The following is an 18,795-nucleotide window of genomic DNA, read 5'->3' as shown; positions in this document are numbered from 1 at the left end:
TGACCGGCCAAATCACCGCTCTGACGAAATCAGCGATCACTGGATGCCGTCCGACTGCCGTAACGTCCGAATTCAGGAACGCATACATAAGCGCTCGCCCGCCTGGAAAATTGGTCGAACAAGCTACTGGCTATCGAACGGGAGCCGAAAACGTCCGATCGCAGTCGTATTTGTAAGCGTTTTCCCCTAGATATATTAGAGAGAGTGATGAACGGGGGCCGTGATGGTCGATACCACAGACCAAACTACAGTCGGACTCGAGGACAAGTCAGACGAATCGAATGTACCTCGCCGAAGGACGTTTCTCAAGACGTTAGGGGCCGGCAGTATGGCCGCAACCGCCGGCTGTACGCTGATGAACAGCGGGGACTCGAGCGGTTTGCAGAATCGGGACGAAGTCCGAATCGGTCTCGTCACCGCGACTCAGTCCACCCTCGGCAAGGGTATGGTTCGATGTGCCGAGGCGGCAGTCGAAGACATCAACGACAACGGCGGCATCGCCGGCAAGGATGCGAAACTATTCGTCGGCGACACGAAGGCCGATCCCCAGAAGGGACTGACCGCCTATCAGAAACTCCGTGACAACGATAACATCGACGTCCTCTCGGGGATCTGGATCAGCGAAGTCGGGATGACGCTCCTCGAGCGGATCGCTCGGGACAACATGGTGACGATGGCCACGGCGATGGGGACGCCGCAGGCGACCAAGAAAGTCGACGAGAACTACGAGAAGTACAAGTACTACTTCCGGTCGCAGGTTCACACGAACCAGATGGTGGAGTGGTCGAAAGACTACATTCAGGAGTACATGCTCGAGCAGTTCGACGTCAATCGAGTCGGCCTCCTCGTCGAGGACGCGCTCTGGACCGAACCCTACGGGGCCGGCCTCCGAGATTTCTTCGAGAACGAGACCGACGTGACGCTCGCGTACGACGAACGGCCCGCGACGGACACGAACGACTTCAGTCCGCTTCTACAAAGCGCCGCGGACTCGGACGTAGACGCCCTGTACACGATCTTCTCACATCTCAGCGGAACGAACTTCTTCCAGCCGTGGAAACAGAACCAGTTCGACTATCTCCTCGACGGGTTCATCGCCACGGCAGGGAGTTTCAACTACTGGAAACAGACGAACGGAACGTCGAACTACGCGGCCTCACAGCTCCAGGCCGGGATGTCGGCGAAATCGCCCGAGTTCTACCGGCGGTTCATCGAACGCCAGCCCGACGACGACGTCGTGTTCCCGAACCCCCAGACCTACGACGGCATCCGCATCCTCGCGAACGCCATCGGCTCCGCCGAGACGCTGGACCCGGACGAACTCGTCGCCCAGCTCGAGGAGACGAGCCATCAGGGGCTCAACGGCCTCATCGAGTTCCACGGGAAAGACGAGGACCACACGCACAACCTCATGATGGACAAGGATCACTTCTACATGCGCAAAGTTCAGTGGCAGGGCCTCGATCAGACGGATCCCGTGACCGGAGGCGGTTACCCCTACTCCATCTGGCCCGCCCACGACATCGATGCCGACACGAGCGGCGTTCCGACCATCGAACAGGGCGAGTACGAGGTCCCTCCATGGGTCAGCCAGTAGCGATCACGGAGGGACCATGGTAAACGTCGGCTCGATACTCATCTCGGGGCTCATCATGAGCGCCCTGTACGCGCTCGTCTCGCTGGGATTCACGCTCATCTTGAGCCTTCGAGGGGTCGTGAACCTCACGTACGGCGGGTTCTTCCTGATCAGCGCCTACACCTACTTCACGCTGGTGAGCCAGTACGGGGTCAACGCCTTCGTCGCGGCGTTCGTCGGCGTCGCGGCGGCGGCCGTCGCCTCGCTGGTGTTGTACCTCGTGCTCGTTCGGTACATCGAACACAACGAGGAGCAGACGTTCATGGCGACGTTCCTCATCGTGTTCATCCTGCAGGAACTGTTCACCTATCACTACGGGAGCCCCGACCAGCTCCTGGCGAATCCGGTCGAAGGCGTCGTCGATGTCGGCGGTATCGCCGTGTCCTACTCCGAGATCGGCGCGCTGCTGTCGGCGACCGTCATCATCGGACTGTTCGTGGCGTTCGTCAACTACACGACGACCGGACAGTCGATCATCGCCATGTCGCTCGACGAGGTCGGTGCCACCCTCGTCGGCGTCAACGTCGACCGAGTCAACTACCTCACGTGGCTCATCTCGGGGGCGATGGCCGGGGTCGCCGGCATCTTCCTCGGGCTGTTCTTCAGCGCGTCCCCGACGATGTGGCTCGACCCGCTGCTCATCGCGTTCGCGATCGTCATCGTCGGCGGTATCGGTAGCATCAAGGGAACGGTCGTCGCCGCGCTACTGATCGGCTACGTACAGACGCTCACCGTGACGATGTGGTCGCCGGCCTGGCGCGGCGTCTTCGCGTACGCCATCCTGATCGCGATCATCCTCGTCCGCCCGCAGGGCCTGTTCGGCCGGGAGGTGTTGGAATGAGCGTCGAAGAAGGGCTCGTCTCCGGTCGGCTCACCTCGCTCCGAGAGCGACCGGCGTATCTCGTCCCGATCGTGCTCGCGGCTTCGCTGTTCGTGCTCCCGTTCGTAACGACCAGGTACATCCACTCGATCGTCATCATCGCGAACATCTTCGCGATTTACGCGATGGCCTGGGACATCCTCTCCGGGTACACCGGCTACATGAACTTCGGCCCCTCGTTCTTCGTCGGTGCCGGCGCTTACGTCGTCGGGATCCTCACCGTCAACTTCGGGGTGCCGGTCTACGTAGCGATTCCCGCCGCGTTCGTCATGTCGATCGTCACCGGCCTGGTCGTCGCCTACCCGTCGTTGCGAACCAGCGGCGTCTACTTCACGCTCATCACCATCCTGTTGCCGCTGCTGGGCCTGAAGTTCGTGACGATCTTCTCGGGCTACACCGGCGGGCGGCTCGGACTGCAGGGGCTCCCCCTGCTGTCGGTCATGGAGAGTTACTACCTCTCTGTGGTGTTCATGATCGTGACGTTCCTCGCGCTGTACTGGCTGGCGGCCTCCGACTTCGGGCTCGTACTCCGCAGCATCAAGGCCAACGAGCTCGCCGTGGCGAGCGCCGCTATCAACCCGACGAAGTTCAAAGTCGGCGCGTTCGTCGTCTCCGCGCTGTTCTCCTCGCTCGGCGGGATCATCTACGCCTTCTACGTGGGGATCGTCGCTCCCTCGACGACGATCGACCTCCACGTCTCGATCGTCCTGATCATCGCCGCCGTCATCGGCGGGACCGGGACGATCTACGGCGCGATCGGCGGCGCGTACTTCTTCATCGTCGCGAGGGAGCTACTGTCTCCCCTCGGCGATATCCGATTCGCCATCCTCTACGCGTTCGCGCTCGTCGTCGTGCTGGTCTTCCCGAAGGGGCTGACCCGATTCGCCTGGGAACGAACCAAGGAGATCATCGACGGTGATACAGATGACTGACCCGATCCTCGAGCTCTCGTCCGTGACCAAGGCCTTCGGCGGGCTCACCGCCATCGACCGCGTCGACCTCTCCGTCGACGACGGCGAGATCCTCGGACTCATCGGTCCGAACGGTGCCGGGAAATCGACGCTGTTCAAGCTGATCTTCGGCGTTCTCCCGGTCAGCGACGGAACGATCACGTTCGACGGGGCGGACATCACGGACGAACCGACCCACGAGATCGCCGAGCGGGGCATCGCGCAGTTCTACCAGGAGTCGACGCTGATGGACGACGTCACGGTCCGGGACAACGTCCGCGTCTCCGTCGTCCCGAACTCCCTCAGGAAGTTCAGGACCAGCCGCCGGCGAAGCGATCTCGTCGACGAGACGCTGGCGATGACGAATCTCGCCCACGTCGCCGACGAGCAGCCGGCGGACCTGACGCACAAGGAGAAACAGCAGCTCGAGCTGGCGAAAGCGATCGCCTGCGAACCGTCGTTGCTGCTGTTAGACGAGCCGTTCGCGGGCCTCACGAAAGACGAGGCCGACGAGATCGTCGAGATCATCGAGACCCTCAACGACGAGGGCGTCACGATCTGTATCGTCGATCACAACCTCCGCTGGCTCCGGTCGTTCGTCGACCGAATCGTCGTGCTGAACTACGGACAGATCATCGCCAACGGGCCCCCGTCGGAGATCGTCACCGACGAGGAGGTCCAGTCGGCCTACATCGGCGAGCGTAGCGAGGAGGTGACCGACGCGTGAGCCTCCTCGAGATCGACGATCTCTCGGTCAGTTACGGCCAGTCCGCGGTGCTGAACGACATCGACCTCTCGCTCGAGGCCGGCTCCCAGACCGGACTCATCGGCCCCAACGGGGCCGGAAAGACCACGATGCTCAAGGCCATCTCCGGCCGCAAGGAGTACGACGGGTCGATCACCTACCGGGGGACCGAGGTGAGCGAGCTCTCGACGAACGAGCTCGTCGACAGGGGACTGGTCCAGGTCTCGGAGGCCGGCAACCTCTTCGGTCCGATGACCGTCCGGGAGAACCTCGAGCTGGGCGCGATCGCCGCCGACGATACCGAGACGCAACTCGAGCGCGTCTTCGATGTCTTCCCGCGGCTCGAGGAGCGAAGCGACCAAGACGCCAACACGCTGTCGGGCGGCGAGCAGCAGATGTTGGCCATCGGTCGGGGCCTCATGGCCGATCCCGACCTGTTGATGGTCGACGAACCGACCCAGGGTCTGGCTCCGGTGATCGTCGACGATCTCTCGGAGGCGATAGATAAACTGTACGACGACCTCACGCTCTTCATCGTCGAACAGAACGCGTTCTTCGTCTTCGAACACACCGACTACGCCTACCTGCTCGAGAACGGACGGATCCACCGGTCCGGTGCGACAGCGGACCTCAGAGCCGACCAACACATCAGGGACGCGTACCTCGGCGTCGACTGAGGACGCGGAACGCGCCCGATCGATGGGATACCGTTCGCGTCGGCGCGTGACCGTTCGTCCGCGACCGATACCACCCATTTCTCCGACGGCGCGAGTGACCCTCCCGCTTCGATACGGCGCGAGTGACCCTCCCGCTTCGATACGGCGCGGGGACGTGCCGATTCGGCGATCGCACTGCGGACAGCGGTTTGGCCCGTCTACCGGACTCGACCGGTAATGCCCCGAGCTCGCTGCCGATCGCTCGTCCACTGTACCCTCGAGACGGGTCCAAACAGTCGACACCGTTATATGATCGTCCGGTGATAAGGCGTATGGCGAGGACGGGCTCCGCACCGTGTCGTTGTCCGCGTCGGTGAATCACAGTCACTCGTACGCACCGTCCTCCGCTACCCTTTCGGGATGGGGCGCTCGTTCTCGAGACCGTGACGTGTCCGTTCGGTAGTGCGGTCGATCACCGTACCCACGGCGGTACTCCCGGCGCCGACGCATCGGCTCGAGCAGCAGCGCCCCCTTCTCGCCGGTTTCCGTACCGACGAAAGATGATATGATATCCGACCATTTATCGATCCCATAATAGATGATATATTTTCGTTCGTGTTCGAGTTCCGAGGACATCGCCCCGAACCGGCAGTCGCGACGACAACGCGGCGCTCGGGGTCCCGACACCGCAGCGGAGCGGATCCGCGTCGTCGACGCGTCCCGTTTCGAGGGGGCCCGAGGATGCTTCGAGCACATATTGGAGATCCCGGCGGATAGGGCGGATACATAGCGGGAATCCGATACGGAACCGACGCGGACGTGCGACCGATATCGGTGTTCGCTGCGCCGGTTTCGAGGTCATCGACCGCACGGCGATCCGGATCCGTGCCGTCGCCCACCGTCCGGTCGCGCATCGCCGATCGATGGGGTCGAGACCCGAAGTACCAGCCTGTCATACTACATATAGAGCTGATCGTTTCTGGACGAGGCGGACCCGAAGGTCGTCGACGACTCTGCACAGTTTCCCGTTCTCACTGGAGGAGCGACACCCTCGATGACACGGGCGGTTCGATCAGCGATCGGCCGACCCGTACGGTTCCGTCCCTCGTCCTCGGCTGAAACGCGATCGCGGCTCGAGACCACTATCGTTTTCAGTCGGCCCGTCGACCCCGACGTATGGGAGACGTAACTGCAACCCTGCACACGAACAAGGGCGATATCGAGGTCGAACTCTACGACGAACGCGCGCCGCGAACCGTCGACAACTTCGTCGGGCTCGCGACCGGTGGCAAGACCTGGACCGATCCCGAGACGGGCGAAGAGATCGAGGGCGAACCGCTGTACGACGACGTGGCCTTCCACCGCGTCATCGAGGACTTCATGATTCAGGGCGGCGACCCGACCGAGACCGGTCGCGGCGGCCCCGGCTATCAGTTCGACGACGAGTTCCACGAAGACCTTCGCCACGACGACGAGGGTATCCTGAGCATGGCCAACTCCGGCCCCGACACGAACGGCTCGCAGTTCTTCATCACGCTCGATCCCCAGCCCCACCTCGACGACCGCCACTCCGTCTTCGGCAAGGTCATCGACGGGATGGACGTCGTTCGCGAGATCGGCAGCGTCGACACCGGCCCGAACGACCAGCCGCGGGAAGAGGTCGTCCTCGAGTCGGTCTCCGTCGACTACGAGTAACTGCGCGTCGATTGCGACCGACGGGTCCACCGCCGTTCCGTAGCGAATCGCTATCGACCGAGATATTTTACTGCCAGCGCTTCTGTGTACGGGTAGAATGGGACCGTCTTCACCCAGAGATCCGACACACGGTGCGTGGCTCCGCCAGCAGCAGGTGGTCGCGGATCTCAGCCAGCAGGCGCTGGAGACGGACGATCTCGAGGAACTGTACCGAGATGCGACGGCCGCCGTCGCGGAGACGCTGGGAACCGAGTACGCCGCCGTCTTCGAGTTGTTGCCGGGCGGAGCCGAGAGCGTGCTGCGTGCGGGTGTCGGCTGGAGCGAGGGGTCGATCGGGGTAGCGACCGTGCCGATGGATGCGCGCTCCCAACCGGGGTGTGCACTCCGCACGTCGGAACCGGCCGTGGTCGACGACCTGCTCGACGACGGGGGTGCCGCCGAAATAGTCGCCGACCACGGCATCACAAGCGGCGTGAGCGTCCGCATCGGCTCGGAAGACGACCCGTGGGGTGTTCTGGGCGCGTACGCGAGCGAGCGAGAAGGGGTTTCCGAGCGCGACGCCGCGTTCGTTGCCCGCGTCGCCGAAATCCTCGAGTCGGCCATCGAACAAAACGGGGCACGGGGCGACCCCGAGGAGGTGTACGGCCGGATCACGGATGCCTTCGTCGCGCTCGACGAGGAGTGGCGGTTCACCTACCTCAACGAGCGGGCACAGGAGCTGATCAACCCCGACGGACGGCGACTGGTCGGGGCCCGCATCTGGGAGGAGTTTCCCGCAACGCTCGGGCGGAAGTTCAAACCGAAGTGCGAGCAGGCGATAGCGGACGGAGAGACCGTCTCGTTCGAGGAGTACTATCCCGAGCCCCTCGAGGCGTGGTTCGAGGTTCGGGCCTATCCGTCCGAGACCGGGCTCTCCGTGTACTTCCGGAACGTCACCGAGCGCAAGGAACGCGAGCGCGAATTGCGGGAGAGCGAAAAGCGGTTGCGACTCGCTCTGGAGGCGGGAGAGATGGGAACGTGGGAGCTCGACCTCCAGACCAGAGACTCGTCCGTTCGTTCCCCACAGCACGACCGCATCTTCGGCTACGACGATCCGCTCGACGAGTGGGGCTTCGAGACGTTCATCGGCCACGTCCACGCCGACGACCGCGAGGAGGTGAAACGGCGCTTCGAGGAGGCGTTCGAAACTGGTGAGTGGGACTTCGAGTGCCGGATACTCCGAACCGACGGCGTACAGCGCGTGATATCGGCTCGAGGGGAGTTTCACTTCGACGGCGAGGGGGAACCGACTCGTGCGGTCGGCGTCGTCCAGGACGTCACCGAGCGCAAGCAACGCGAACGCGAACTCGAGGAGTCCGAACAGCGCTACCGGACCATCGCCGAGCACGTCCCGAACGGGCTCGTCACGCTGTTCGATCACGACTTCCAGTACACGCTGGCCGCGGGCCAGGGGTTCGACCGGCTCCCCGTCGAGCCCCGCGATCTCGAGGGGAAAGCTTTCGACGACGTCTGGCCCGCCGAGACCGCCGCCGAACTCCGGCCGGCGTTCGAGGCCGCGCTCGCGGGCGACGAACGCTCGGTCGAACTCGAGTACGCCGGCCGCGAATGGCTCCTCCACGCGGTGCCGATCACCGACGAGCGCGGCGATGTCTTCGCCGGGATGACGATGGCCCAGGACATCACCGAGCAGAAGGAACGCGAACGGTACTTCCGGGACGCCAAGTCTCAGCTCGAGGCGGCGACGGAAGCCGGCGCAGTCGGGACATGGGAGTGGGACATTCGGACCGACGAGATAGTCGTTGGCCCGTCGTTCGCCCGGACGTTCGGCGTCGACCCCGAAGCGGCCCATCGAGGCGTCTCGCTCGATCGCTTCATCGACGCCATCCACGAGGACGACCGCGAGCGGGTCGTCACGGCGATCGAGGACGCCGTCGATCGCTGCGGCGAGTACGAGTGCGAATACCGCGTCTGGAACGCCGACGGCGATCTCCGCTGGGTCGTCGCACGCGGTCGCGTCGAGTGTGCCGACGACGGCGAACCGCTGACCTTCCCCGGCGCGCTGACCGACATCACCGAGCGCAAGGAGGCCGAACTCGAGCGCCGGCGGACCACGGAGCAGTTGGAGACGCTGGTCGGGATCCTCCCGGTCGGCGTCGTCGTCGCCGACGCGGACGGGTCGCTGGTCAGAGCCAACGACACGGCGAAGGAGATCTGGGGCGGTGACGTGTTCGACGCCGAGTCGGTCGCGGAGTACGACAAGTATCCCGCGGTGTGGGCGGAGACCGGCGAGCCGGTCGCTCCGGAGGACTGGACGATGTCCCAGGTCCTCCGCGGAGCCGAGGTGACGGAGCCGAACGTCTACGAGATCAGCGCGTTCGACGGCGAACAGCGCATCATCATGGAGCACGGCATGCCGGTCAGAGACGAGTACGGCGACGTGAGCCGCGCCGTCGTCACCCTGTCGGATATCACCGAGCGCCGCGAGTACCAGCGCAAACTCGCCGAGAGCGAGCGCCGATACCGAACGCTCGTCGAACACTTCCCCAACGGCGCGGTGGGCCTGTTCGACGAGGACCTGCGCTATCGGATCGCCGGCGGCTCGGCCTTCGACGAGCTGAGTGACGGCCCGGAGGCAGTCATCGGCGAAACCCTCTGGGACCGCTACCCGCCGGAGTTAGCTGAGCGATTCGAGCCGAAGTTCGAAGCCGCACTGGCCGGCGAGACGGAGACGTTCGAGGTGTCGTTTCACGACCGAGAGTGGCTCGCGCACACGGTCCCCGTCACGGACGACGACGGCGAGATCTTCGCCGGCATGGTCATGGTCCAGGAGATCACCGAACGCAAAGAACGCGAACGGAAACTCCGCGAGCGCGAGCGTCGCCTCGAGGAGTACAAGGAGTACGTCGACGACATCCTCGACGCGATCGACGACGTGTTCTACGTCATCGGAGCAGACGGCGGGCTCCAGCGCTGGAACGAGAGCCTGTGCGAGGTGACGGGCTATACGGACGCGGAAATCACCGAGATGGAGCCGCTCGATTTCTTCGCCGAGGACGATCGCGCGGCCGTCACCGAGCGGATCGGCGAGGCCTTCGAGACGGGATCGGCCACCATCGAACTGGACCTGCTGACGAAAGACGGAACCGCTATCCCCTTCGAGTTCGCCGCGTCCGCGCTCGAGGACCCCCAGGGGAACGCGGTGTTGGCCGGCATCGGCCGCGACGTGACCGACCGCGTCGAACGCGAGCGCCACCTCGAGCGCTACGAGACGATCGTCGAGGAAGTCAACGACGGCGTCTACGTCGTCGACGGCGACGGCCAGTTTACCATGGTCAACGAGACGTACGCCGAGATGCTCGGCTACGAACCCGACGAACTCGTCGGTACCGACGCGTCCGTGGTCGTCGACGATGCGGTGATCGAGCGCCTACGCGAGCTCGAGGCGGCCGCGGCCGAGGGAGAGATCGACTGGCCGACGATCGAGGCGGCAGTCGAGACGGCCGACGGCGAGCGCGTCCCCGCCGAGGCGACTTTCTCGATGCTGCCCGACGACGATAGCGGTTGGTACCGCGTCGGCATCGTTCGGAATATCAGCGAGCGGAAGGCCCGTGAACGCCAACTCGAGGAGTCCGAACGCCGGTACCGAACGCTCGTCGAGAACTTCCCCGAGGGGTCGGTGGCCCTGTTCGACGACGACCTGACGTACACGGCCGTCGGCGGCCAGCTGCTCGAGGAGGTCGGCGTCGACGCGGACGACCGCGTCGGAACCACCGTCTACGAGATCTATCCCGACCGATTGGTCGAGGAGTGCGAGTCGTACTTCCACGCCGCCCTCGAGGGCGAGTCGAACTCCTTCGACCTCGAGCTCTACGACCGACACCTGTACGCCCACACGCTGCCGGTCAGAAACGCCGACGACGAGATCTTCGCCGGCATGATCGTCGTTCAGGACGTCACTGAACGCCGGGAGTATCAACGCAAGCTCGAGGAGTCGAACGAACGACTCGAGCAGTTCGCCTACGCCGCCTCACACGACCTGCAAGAGCCCCTGCGGATGGTGACGAGTTACCTCCAGTTGCTCGAGAAGCGATACGGCGACGCCTTCGACGAGGACGGCGAGGAGTTCCTCGAGTACGCGGTCGACGGCGCCGAGCGGATGCGCCAGATGATCGACGCCTTACTCGAGTATTCGCGGATCGAAACGCGGGGCGACCCGTTCGAACCGACGGATCTGAACGCGGTCGTCGACGACGTGCTCGCGGATCTCCAGCTCCAGATCGAGGAGACCGACGCCGAGATCGTGGTCGCTGACCTCCCGCGCGTCGAGGGCGACGCCAATCAGCTTCGACAGGTGTTCCAGAACCTGCTGGGCAACGCGGTCACCTACAGCGCCGACGAGCCCCCGCGGATCCACGTCAGCGCCGACCGCCGCGACGGCGAGTACGTGATCTCGGTCGACGACGAGGGGATCGGCATCGCGCAGGACGATCAGGACCGGGTGTTCACGATCTTCGATCGGCTCCACAGCCGCGAGGAGTACGACGGGATGGGCATCGGGCTCGCGCTCTGTGAACGCATCGTCGAGCGCCACGGCGGCGAGATCTGGGTCGACTCCGAGCCCGGCGAGGGGTCGACGTTTTCGTTTACCCTCGCCGTCCCGGGTGACGGGGAGGAGTGACCGGCGTCCGGGAACCACGAGCGCGACGCCACCCCTGCGACCCGACCCCGCTCGAGCGCCGTCTGCAGGGTGGTGATTTAGGGGACGGACGGCGTAGCGCGGGGTATGGGCTGGACAGCCGACGATGTTCCCGACCAGTACGGACGCACGATCGCCATCACGGGCGCGAACAGCGGCATCGGTCTCGAGGCGACCCGCGAACTCGCACGCAACGGCGCGACGGTGATCATGGCCTGTCGAAGCACGGAGCGCGGCGAGGAGGCCGCCAACGACGTTCGCGGCGACATCCCCGACGCCGACCTCCGCGTCGAGGAGTGTGATCTGGGCGATCTCGACTCCGTTCGCGCCTTCGCAGACCGCCTCGGCGACGAGCCGATCGACGTGCTCATCAACAACGCCGGAGTGATGGCGATCCCCCGCTCGGAAACCGAAGACGGCTTCGAGACCCAGTTCGGCGTCAACCACCTCGGGCACTTCGCGCTCACCGGTCTCCTGCTCGAGAACCTGCACCTCAACGAGGAACCCGACTCGCGGATCGTCACCGTCTCGAGCGGCGTCCACGAGCGCGGCCGGATCGACTTCGACGATCTCCAGAGCGAGGTGTCCTACGACAAGTGGGGTGCCTACGCCCAGTCGAAGCTGGCGAACGTCCTCTTCGCCTACGAACTCGAGCGGCGATTGCTCACCGCGGACGCCCACGCGAAGAGCATGGCAGTGCATCCGGGCTACGCGAACACCCAGTTGCAGTTCCGCGGCCCCGAACAGAGCGGCAGCCGGCTCCGAAAGGCCGCGATGAAGGTGACGAACACCGTCCTCGCGCAGTCGGCCGAGATGGGCGCGCTGCCGACGCTGTACGCCGCGACCGCGACCGACGCCGAGGGCGGCGCATACTACGGCCCCGGCGGCTTCCAGAACATGCGCGGCACCCCCGAGCGACAGGCCTCCTCGGATCGCTCCTACGACGAGGAGACGGCCCGTCGGCTGTGGCGAGTCTCGAGCGAGTTGACCGGCGTCACGTACGATCTGCCGGAGCCGAAAGAGGAGGTGCCGGCGTAACGATCGGCGGCTGTCCCTGTCGTTCGCACCAACCGTAACGCGAAAGACGGCTCGCTCGAACGGGTACACATGAGCGACGACGACGGCATCCAGCGCGCCAGCGATGTCGGCTCCAGCGACGCGCCGCCGGTCGAGGAGAAGCCCTACAAGATCATCTTCGAGGCCAACAAGTGCTTCGGCGCGGGCAAGTGCGCCGAGGTCAGCGCCAACTGGGAGATGTCCATCGCCTCGGGCATGGCCCAGCCCAACGAGTACTTCTTCGGCGAGGAGGATCTCGAGCACAACGTCCGTGCGGCCGAGGTCTGTCCCGCGAAGAAAGACGACGGCTGCATCCACGTCGTCGACCGCCGGACCGACGAAGAGATCGCGCCCGATCCCCACGGCGACGGCACGTTGAGCGTCGACTGGTAGGACCGTTCCACAGTGCAATCGACAGTCGTCGAGAGCACACCGAAACGCACATCCCCACCCCGTGACAACGGTCGACTGCGTTCTGCGCGAGGGTAGCCAAGCAGGCCAACGGCGGTGGGCTTAAGACCCGCTCTCGTAGGAGTCCTTGGGTTCAAATCCCAACCCTCGCATACCGACTCGAACGATAGTGAGAGTCGTGTATGCGAGACGCGGGATTTGAATCAGGGAAGTCGCAGCGCGAACGGAGTGAGCGACCGTCTTCCCGTGGTTCAAATCCCAAGCCTCGCATGTCGCCGCGACTCGACGCTGAGAGTCATCTACAGGTCATGAACGGTATCCACTCGAGCGCCACCAGTGTCGGACCCGAAACAGCGGATCGGCAGTCGGAGCTAACTCGGGAGTCGCCCCGCCCGCTCGAGCGCGGCCAGAACGACGATCGTCGCGCCGAGACACAGCGCGGCACCGGCGAACACCGCATCGTAAGTGTAGCCGCGCTCGAGGAAGAAGCCGACCGCGGACGAGCCGAGCGCTTGCGTCAGCATCCAGACGGAGCTGAAGACGGCGTAGGCGCTGGCTCGGGTCGAATCGGGGAGGGTATCGAGGAGGTAGGTGTCGGTGGCCGGGAACAGCGCGTGGACGACGAAGCCGAGGACCGCGGTGACGGCGGCGATCGCGAACAGGCCCTCGACGGCGGTCAGCGCCAGAAGCGCCGCGGCGAACGCGCCGACGATGCCGAGCAGGTAGGGGACCTGTGGGAGCCGATCGGCGAGATCGCCACCGACGAAAAAGGCGGGGACGCCGGCGGCGAAGACGAGCGTGAGCAACGCGCCCGCGGTCCGGTCCGAGAGCCCTTTCCATTGCATATAGAGTTCGTAGAAGTTGAACACGCCCTGCCAGACGAACACGGCCGCGCCGACGATCGCCAGCGCCGTCGCGATGATCCGCCACTCCGAGAGCGCCCCGGCGACGAAGTCGCGATCTGCCGCGCCGGCGTCCGGCAGGTCGGTCCGCTTCGCGGCGATCCACGTTACGGCCGTAATGACCGCCGCACCCGCGGCGATCGCCCACAGCGAGAGCCGCCAGTCGACGACGAGCGCGAGCGCGACGAACGGCGCGGCGATCACCGCGGCGATCTGGCTCGAGGCCCCGTGGATCCCCATGACGCGGCCGACGCGGGCCGGGTAGAGCTCGCTCAGGAGCGGGTTCGCCGAGACGAAGTAGATCCCGGAGGCGATGCCCATGAGGAAGGCCCCGGCCATGAGGTGGCGGACCGTGGTCGCGGTCGCGGCGATGGCACTCGAGAGCGCGAGCACGACGCCGGAGCCGAGCACGATTCGGTGTCGGGGGACTCGCGTGAGCAGCCAGCCGGTGGGAAGTCGGAGAGAGGCGCTCCCGACCCAGACGAGCGTCGCGATGAGGCCGGCGGTCGCCTCGGTGATCCCGAACTCGGCGATGAAGACGTCCAACAGCGGCGCGAAGACGATTCTGGCGAGATTGATGAGAAAGACGAAGCCGCAGAGGGAGGCAAAGAGTCGGTCGCGGGACACAGCCGCACTTCCTACCAGCGCGCCTCAAACGTTCCGAAACCGGCTGGTTCGTCGGCCGAAGCGTGGGGGCTCACTTCGAGCGCCTCTTCCGGGCTCGGCTCGAGTCCCTCAGAACGGGTACTCGCGGGGCTCGTGTTGGACCGAGATCCACTTCGTCGTCGTCACTTCCTCCAAGATCTGGTCGCCGTTGTACCGGCCCACGCCGGACTGTTTCATCCCGCCGAAGGGGACGTGGGGCTCGTCGTTGACCGGCTGGTCGTTGATGTGGATCATTCCCGTCTCGATCCCGTCCGCGATCACGCGGGCCTGCTCTAAGTCCTCGCTGTGGACCGAGCCCGAGAGGCCGTGGATCGTGTCGTTGGCGAGTTCGATCGCCTCCTCGTCGCTCGAGTACGGGATCACGGGCGCGACGGGGCCGAAGTGTTCGTTGCAGGCCGCGGCCATGTCGTTGTCGGCGTCGGCGAGGACCGTGGCCTCGACGACGAGGCCGTCGTGGTCGCCGCCGGCCGCGACGGTCGCGCCCTGGTCGGCCGATTCCTCGACGTAGTCGACGATCTGATCGCGCTGGCTCTCGTCGATGATGGGGCCGACGACCGTCTCCTCGTTGCGCGGGTCGCCGGTCGGCAGCGAGGCGGCCCGGTCGGCCAGCGCGTCGACGTAGTCGTCGTAGACGTCCTCGTGGACCAGATGGCGGTTGATCGAGATGCAGATCTGGCCCTGGTGGAGGAACGAGCCGAACGTCCCGCCGTCGACGGCCCGCTCGAGGTCGGCGTTCTCGGTGACGACGTGGACGTTGTTGCCGCCGAGCTCGAGGGCCGGCAGCGCGCAGTTGCCGGCGGCCTTCTCGGCGACGCGCTGACCGATCTCGGTCGAGCCGGTGAAGGCGATGACCCGCGGCGTCTCGTGCCCGGCGACCGCGTCGCCGATGTCGGAGCCGCGGCCGGTGACGACGTTGATAATGCCCTCCGGCGCGCCGGCCGCTTCGAATATCCGCGCAAGCAAGAGCCCGCCGGTGATCGGCGTGCTCGAGGCGGGTTTGAGGACCACGGCGTTGCCGGCCGCGATCGCGGGCGCGACGGCGCGCATCGAGAGGTGTAGCGGAAAGTTCCACGGCGAGATGACGCCGACGACGCCGACGGGAACTCGTTGCGCGATGTTCTCTTTCCCCGGCGTGATCGAGTCCGAGTGCTGGCCGTCCATGCGGAACGGGTAGCTCGCGGCCTGTTGCATCATCCCGCGGGCGGTCTGAATCTCGGCTTCGCACTTGACCCGCGTGCTGCCGCTCTCGACGGTCAGCAACTCGGCGATCTCCTCGCGGTGGTCGTCCACGTACTGGATCGCGGCGCTGATCACGCCCGATCGGGCCTGTGGCGGCTGTGTTGCCCACTCCGCCTGTGCCTCGGCCGCGGCCTCGTAGGCCGCGTCGACGTCCGCTTCGGTGCCCGCCGGGACGGTCGTGAGCTCCTCGCGCGTGTAGGGGTTTGCGTCGCTGATCGCGTCTCGGTCGCCGGCGTCAGCCCACTCGCCGGCGAGATACAGCGAGTTCCAGCCGTTCTCGGGTTCTAGAGGCAGGTCGGTCATACAACGCGGGTTAGCGCTCGAGCGAACAAAAAGAGCGGACGCGCAAGCGCAACGGGCCAGGGCTCGAGCGGCCGCCCGACTCGCCGTCGTTACGCGAGGCGCTGGGGAAGCAACACCGCCAGCGAGAGGTAGATCACCGCCGCGGCGAGGAGGGCCAGGAGGAGGCCGGTGAGGAGAGTCTCCGAGACGAACCGCCACCCGAACAAGACGATCCCGGCCGGCGGGAGCGCGAGCCCGGCCGCGGTTCGGTGGAAACCGCGGAGTCGCGTGCCGACATCGGCCGACGGGACCTCGTCGCCGGCCTCGCTCTCGTCGGCCATGACCTTCGGCAACAGGAGGTACATTCCGAGTCCGATGACGAGCCCGACGACCGCGCCGAACAGCAGGTCGTCGAACAGCACGAGGCTGACGTACGCGAACACCGGGACGTCCGTGGCACCGACGCCGAGCGCGATCAGTTCGAGCGGCGGCCCCCCGTCGTCGACGGAAGTCGCCTGCGCGTCGCGTGAGCCGTTCATTCGTATGCCGACCGAGTCACTGCAGCCACATTATAGTTCTCTGTCGGCCCCGCCCGGCGATCCCGATTTCTCGTCCACTCGCGAGTGAGAGCTACTCCGCGTCCCGCTCGCGGAGTTCCTCGCTGGCCTCGCGGACCTCGCGCATCACGCTCGAGATGCGCTCTTCGGCCTCGAGTTCGTCCTCGACGGAGAGGTCGACGCCCTCGACCTCGAGGAGGAACTTGGCGACCTCGGTGGCCTCGTACATCACGTCGTCGAGTTCCTCGGCGGTGAAGAAGTCACACATCGCGCCATAGAGGAACGTCGCGCCGGCCGTGCGGACCTTCTCTTCGAAGGAAGAACGGGCCTGATTGACCGCCTGCGGCGTGTAGGTGTCGGTCATAAACGGGACGAGTTCGGGCAGGTTCTCGCCGATCTTCGTCATCTCGACGCCGGTCTCGGTCCGGAAGTCCGAACAGAGCCGCGCGATGGCCCACTCGCGGGCGGTGATGTAAGTCCGGTCGCGCAGGAACTCGTTGACCCGGTCGTACTGCGCGCCGTCCATCTTCTTGAATCGGGCGTACTTTCGGACGTCTTCCGGCACGTCGTCGTCCTGCGGTTCCGGATCCGGAACGCTCGGCATCGATCCGCCGTCAGCGTCCACGGGGCCGCTCGCACCCGAGTCGTCGGGAGCGGCGTCGTCAGCGCTTTCGGTGTGTGTCGCCGAGTCCGCGTCACCGTCGAGTCGAGCCGCGTTCGGTCCGTCCTCGTCCATGCCCGCGTATTACCAGCAACCCGAGATAAGGGTTGTTCTCGAGCGAGCCGGTCTCGATCCCGCTGGATCGGTCTCGAGTCCCGCAATCGGCCGTGACGGCAGCGTCGGTGGCTCGTCGGCCCGTAAACGGTTCGCCTGTGAACGGGAGTTCGACCGGATTTAAGTCCGTGAGGGACATTCGGTAGTATATGTCACAGACACCGGTCGTAGTGAAGGCGGTCCGGACGCCACAGGGGAAAGAAGACGGCGTGTACGCCGACGTTCGCAGCGAGGAGCTGTCGGTGCCGCTGATCAACGAGATTCTCGCGGAGACCAGTCTCTCCGGCGAGGAGATCGACGACCTGATGTGGGGCTGCGCCCAGCAGCGCGGCGAGCAGGACAACAACCTCGCCCGCGTCATCGCCCTGCTGTCGGAACTCGGCGAGTCGGTCCCGGCGACGACGATCAACCGCTGGTGTGCCTCCTCGATGCAGTCGGTCATCTCCGCGTCGGACGCCATCGCGGCCGGCAACCGCGATGCCATCATCGCCGGCGGCGTCGAGAGCATGAGCCGCGTCCCGATGGGCGGCGGCTTCGAGGACATCAGCCCGCGACTGGCCGAGATGTACGACCTCGGTGATCTCCAGATGGGGATGACCGCCGAGAAGGTCGCCGAAGAGTACGGCGTCAGCCGCGAGGAACAGGACGAGTACGCCGCGCGCAGCCAGCAACGCGCCGTCGAGGCCACCGAATCGGGCCGCTTCGACGACGAGATCGTCCCGATCGAGACCGAAGACGGCACCGTCGAGGAAGACGAGGGCCTGCGTCCCGGCACCACCGCCGAGAAGCTCGCCGAGCTCCCGACGGTGTTCAAAGAGGACGGCTCCGTTACGCCCGGTAACGCCTCCCAGATCTCCGACGGCGCGGCTGCCCTGCTCATCACGAGCGAGGCCTTCGCCGAGGAACACGACCTCGAGATCATGGCCGAGGTCGGCCAGAACAACGTCGCCGGCGTCGACCCCACCGTCATGGGCATCGGCCCGGTCCCGGCCACGAAGGGGCTGCTCGAGCGCAACGGCCGCGACATCGACGACTACGACCTCGTCGAACTCAACGAGGCCTTCGCCAGCCAGGCGCTGTACTCCCGCGACGAGCTCGGCATCGACCCCGAGATCTTCAACGTCAACGGCGGCGCGATCGCCGTGGGTCACCCGCTCGGTGCCTCGGGTGCCCGCCTGCCGGTCACGCTGATCAACGAACTCCAGAAGCGCGGCGGCGGCCGCGGTCTCGCGACGCTCTGTGTCGGCTTCGGCCAGGGTGCGGCGATCGAGTTCGACGTCAACTGAGACGAGCAGTCGTTCGAATTTTCCGTTTCTTTAAGAGGGTGAGCGATAGCCAGCGGTGCGATTCACGTGCGGTGGCGCGCGCTGTCGCCGGCCGAGCGCTAGCGTGGACGGGCGACGATGTTGCGCGAGGGATGAGCGAACGAACGGCGTGAGTGAGCGAATCGGTTGGGGAGGACGTTGCGATTCCGTGTTGCCAGGGGAGCAGAAGCGCTTCGTTTCGTCCGAAGCGGAGACGGTGACTCACCCCATCTCGATCCAGCGCACCTCCTGGACTGTGGCTCGAGCAGAACCCGTTTTCAGTCGAAATACCGACCGATCGGTTCGAACGGACGACCGGCGATTTAGGTAGCTCGAGCCCGTCAG

The 18,795-nt window shown here is 65.5% G+C and carries 14 protein-coding genes and 1 tRNA gene; 11 read left to right on the top strand and 4 right to left on the bottom strand.

From position 1 onward, the window contains the following. Positions 1-328 precede the first annotated feature (328 nt). The 10 genes from NKH51_RS16475 (at position 329) to NKH51_RS16430 (ending at position 12,877) form a co-directional block, all read left to right on the top strand. Entirely contained in the window at positions 329-1,597 is a 1,269-nt protein-coding gene (locus tag NKH51_RS16475; protein ID WP_254762756.1) for an ABC transporter substrate-binding protein, read from the top strand. Positions 1,598-1,613: 16 nt separating this feature from the next. After that, positions 1,614-2,477, top strand: a complete 864-nt coding sequence (locus tag NKH51_RS16470; RefSeq protein WP_254762755.1) for a branched-chain amino acid ABC transporter permease — start codon at positions 1,614-1,616, stop codon at positions 2,475-2,477. Beyond that, positions 2,474-3,448, top strand: a complete 975-nt coding sequence (locus NKH51_RS16465; RefSeq protein ID WP_254762754.1) for a branched-chain amino acid ABC transporter permease — start codon at positions 2,474-2,476, stop codon at positions 3,446-3,448. Before NKH51_RS16470 ends, NKH51_RS16465 begins: the two co-directional genes overlap by 4 nt. Beyond that, complete coding sequence (locus NKH51_RS16460) at positions 3,441-4,193, top strand: ABC transporter ATP-binding protein (RefSeq protein WP_254762753.1); 753 nt, start codon at positions 3,441-3,443, stop codon at positions 4,191-4,193. Before NKH51_RS16465 ends, NKH51_RS16460 begins: the two co-directional genes overlap by 8 nt. After that, positions 4,190-4,888 carry an ABC transporter ATP-binding protein gene (locus tag NKH51_RS16455; protein ID WP_254762752.1) on the top strand — a complete coding sequence of 233 codons (699 nt, stop codon included), beginning with the start codon at positions 4,190-4,192 and terminating at the stop codon, positions 4,886-4,888. The genes NKH51_RS16460 and NKH51_RS16455 overlap by 4 nt, the downstream gene beginning before the upstream one ends. 1,155 nt (positions 4,889-6,043) lie before the next feature. Beyond that, the gene (locus tag NKH51_RS16450; RefSeq protein WP_254762751.1) at positions 6,044-6,562 is read left to right on the top strand and encodes a peptidylprolyl isomerase; all 519 of its coding nucleotides are present in this window, start codon (positions 6,044-6,046) and stop codon (positions 6,560-6,562) included. Positions 6,563-6,659: 97 nt separating this feature from the next. Next, positions 6,660-11,240: a PAS domain S-box protein gene (locus tag NKH51_RS16445; protein ID WP_254762750.1), complete on the top strand. Its 4,581-nt coding sequence runs from the start codon at positions 6,660-6,662 to the stop codon at positions 11,238-11,240. A gap of 105 nt (positions 11,241-11,345) precedes the next feature. Further along, a complete protein-coding gene (locus tag NKH51_RS16440; RefSeq protein WP_254762749.1) occupies positions 11,346-12,296 on the top strand; it encodes an oxidoreductase in 951 nt (316 codons plus the stop codon). Between the two features lie 69 nt (positions 12,297-12,365). Then, on the top strand, positions 12,366-12,707 hold the full coding sequence (locus NKH51_RS16435) for a ferredoxin (RefSeq protein ID WP_254762748.1): 342 nt from the start codon (positions 12,366-12,368) through the stop codon (positions 12,705-12,707). Between the two features lie 86 nt (positions 12,708-12,793). Beyond that, positions 12,794-12,877 (top strand) — tRNA-Leu (locus tag NKH51_RS16430). 219 nt (positions 12,878-13,096) lie between these two features. Here NKH51_RS16430 and NKH51_RS16425 read toward each other — a convergent pair. From NKH51_RS16425 to NKH51_RS16410, 4 genes are all read right to left on the bottom strand, one after another. Next, complete coding sequence (locus NKH51_RS16425) at positions 13,097-14,254, bottom strand: MFS transporter (protein WP_254762747.1); 1,158 nt, start codon at positions 14,252-14,254, stop codon at positions 13,097-13,099. Between the two features lie 108 nt (positions 14,255-14,362). After that, a complete protein-coding gene (locus NKH51_RS16420) occupies positions 14,363-15,835 on the bottom strand; it encodes an aldehyde dehydrogenase family protein (protein ID WP_254762746.1) in 1,473 nt (490 codons plus the stop codon). A gap of 89 nt (positions 15,836-15,924) precedes the next feature. Further along, complete coding sequence (locus tag NKH51_RS16415) at positions 15,925-16,353, bottom strand: hypothetical protein (RefSeq protein ID WP_254762745.1); 429 nt, start codon at positions 16,351-16,353, stop codon at positions 15,925-15,927. A 91-nt stretch (positions 16,354-16,444) separates the two neighbouring features. Then, positions 16,445-17,107, bottom strand: coding sequence for a DUF5806 family protein (locus tag NKH51_RS16410; RefSeq protein ID WP_254762744.1), 663 nt, complete (start codon positions 17,105-17,107; stop codon positions 16,445-16,447). A gap of 188 nt (positions 17,108-17,295) precedes the next feature. Between NKH51_RS16410 and NKH51_RS16405 the strand changes: the two genes are divergently transcribed. Continuing rightward, positions 17,296-18,432 (top strand): thiolase family protein, encoded by a 1,137-nt coding sequence (locus NKH51_RS16405; protein WP_254762743.1) that lies wholly within the window; start codon positions 17,296-17,298, stop codon positions 18,430-18,432. Positions 18,433-18,795: the final 363 nt, after the last annotated feature.

Origin of the sequence: Natrinema marinum (assembly GCF_024296685.1) — an archaeon.
Classification (GTDB): domain Archaea; phylum Halobacteriota; class Halobacteria; order Halobacteriales; family Natrialbaceae; genus Natrinema; species Natrinema marinum.
Note: the sequence above shows the minus strand (reverse complement) of the source record. Positions and strands in the feature narration are given on the sequence as shown.

Excerpts from the sequence above, each read along its gene's own strand:
- NKH51_RS16475 (WP_254762756.1), top strand. The coding sequence starts at position 329 with ATGGCCGCAACCGCCGGCTGTACGCTGATGAACAGCGGGGACTCGAGC.
- NKH51_RS16470 (WP_254762755.1), top strand. The coding sequence starts at position 1,614 with ATGGTAAACGTCGGCTCGATACTCATCTCGGGGCTCATCATGAGCGCC.
- NKH51_RS16465 (WP_254762754.1), top strand. The coding sequence starts at position 2,474 with ATGAGCGTCGAAGAAGGGCTCGTCTCCGGTCGGCTCACCTCGCTCCGA.
- NKH51_RS16460 (WP_254762753.1), top strand. The coding sequence starts at position 3,441 with ATGACTGACCCGATCCTCGAGCTCTCGTCCGTGACCAAGGCCTTCGGC.
- NKH51_RS16450 (WP_254762751.1), top strand. The coding sequence starts at position 6,044 with ATGGGAGACGTAACTGCAACCCTGCACACGAACAAGGGCGATATCGAG.
- NKH51_RS16445 (WP_254762750.1), top strand. The coding sequence starts at position 6,660 with ATGGGACCGTCTTCACCCAGAGATCCGACACACGGTGCGTGGCTCCGC.
- NKH51_RS16440 (WP_254762749.1), top strand. The coding sequence starts at position 11,346 with ATGGGCTGGACAGCCGACGATGTTCCCGACCAGTACGGACGCACGATC.
- NKH51_RS16435 (WP_254762748.1), top strand. The coding sequence starts at position 12,366 with ATGAGCGACGACGACGGCATCCAGCGCGCCAGCGATGTCGGCTCCAGC.
- NKH51_RS16420 (WP_254762746.1), bottom strand. The coding sequence starts at position 15,835 with ATGACCGACCTGCCTCTAGAACCCGAGAACGGCTGGAACTCGCTGTAT.
- NKH51_RS16415 (WP_254762745.1), bottom strand. The coding sequence starts at position 16,353 with ATGAACGGCTCACGCGACGCGCAGGCGACTTCCGTCGACGACGGGGGG.
- NKH51_RS16410 (WP_254762744.1), bottom strand. The coding sequence starts at position 17,107 with ATGGACGAGGACGGACCGAACGCGGCTCGACTCGACGGTGACGCGGAC.
- NKH51_RS16405 (WP_254762743.1), top strand. The coding sequence starts at position 17,296 with ATGTCACAGACACCGGTCGTAGTGAAGGCGGTCCGGACGCCACAGGGG.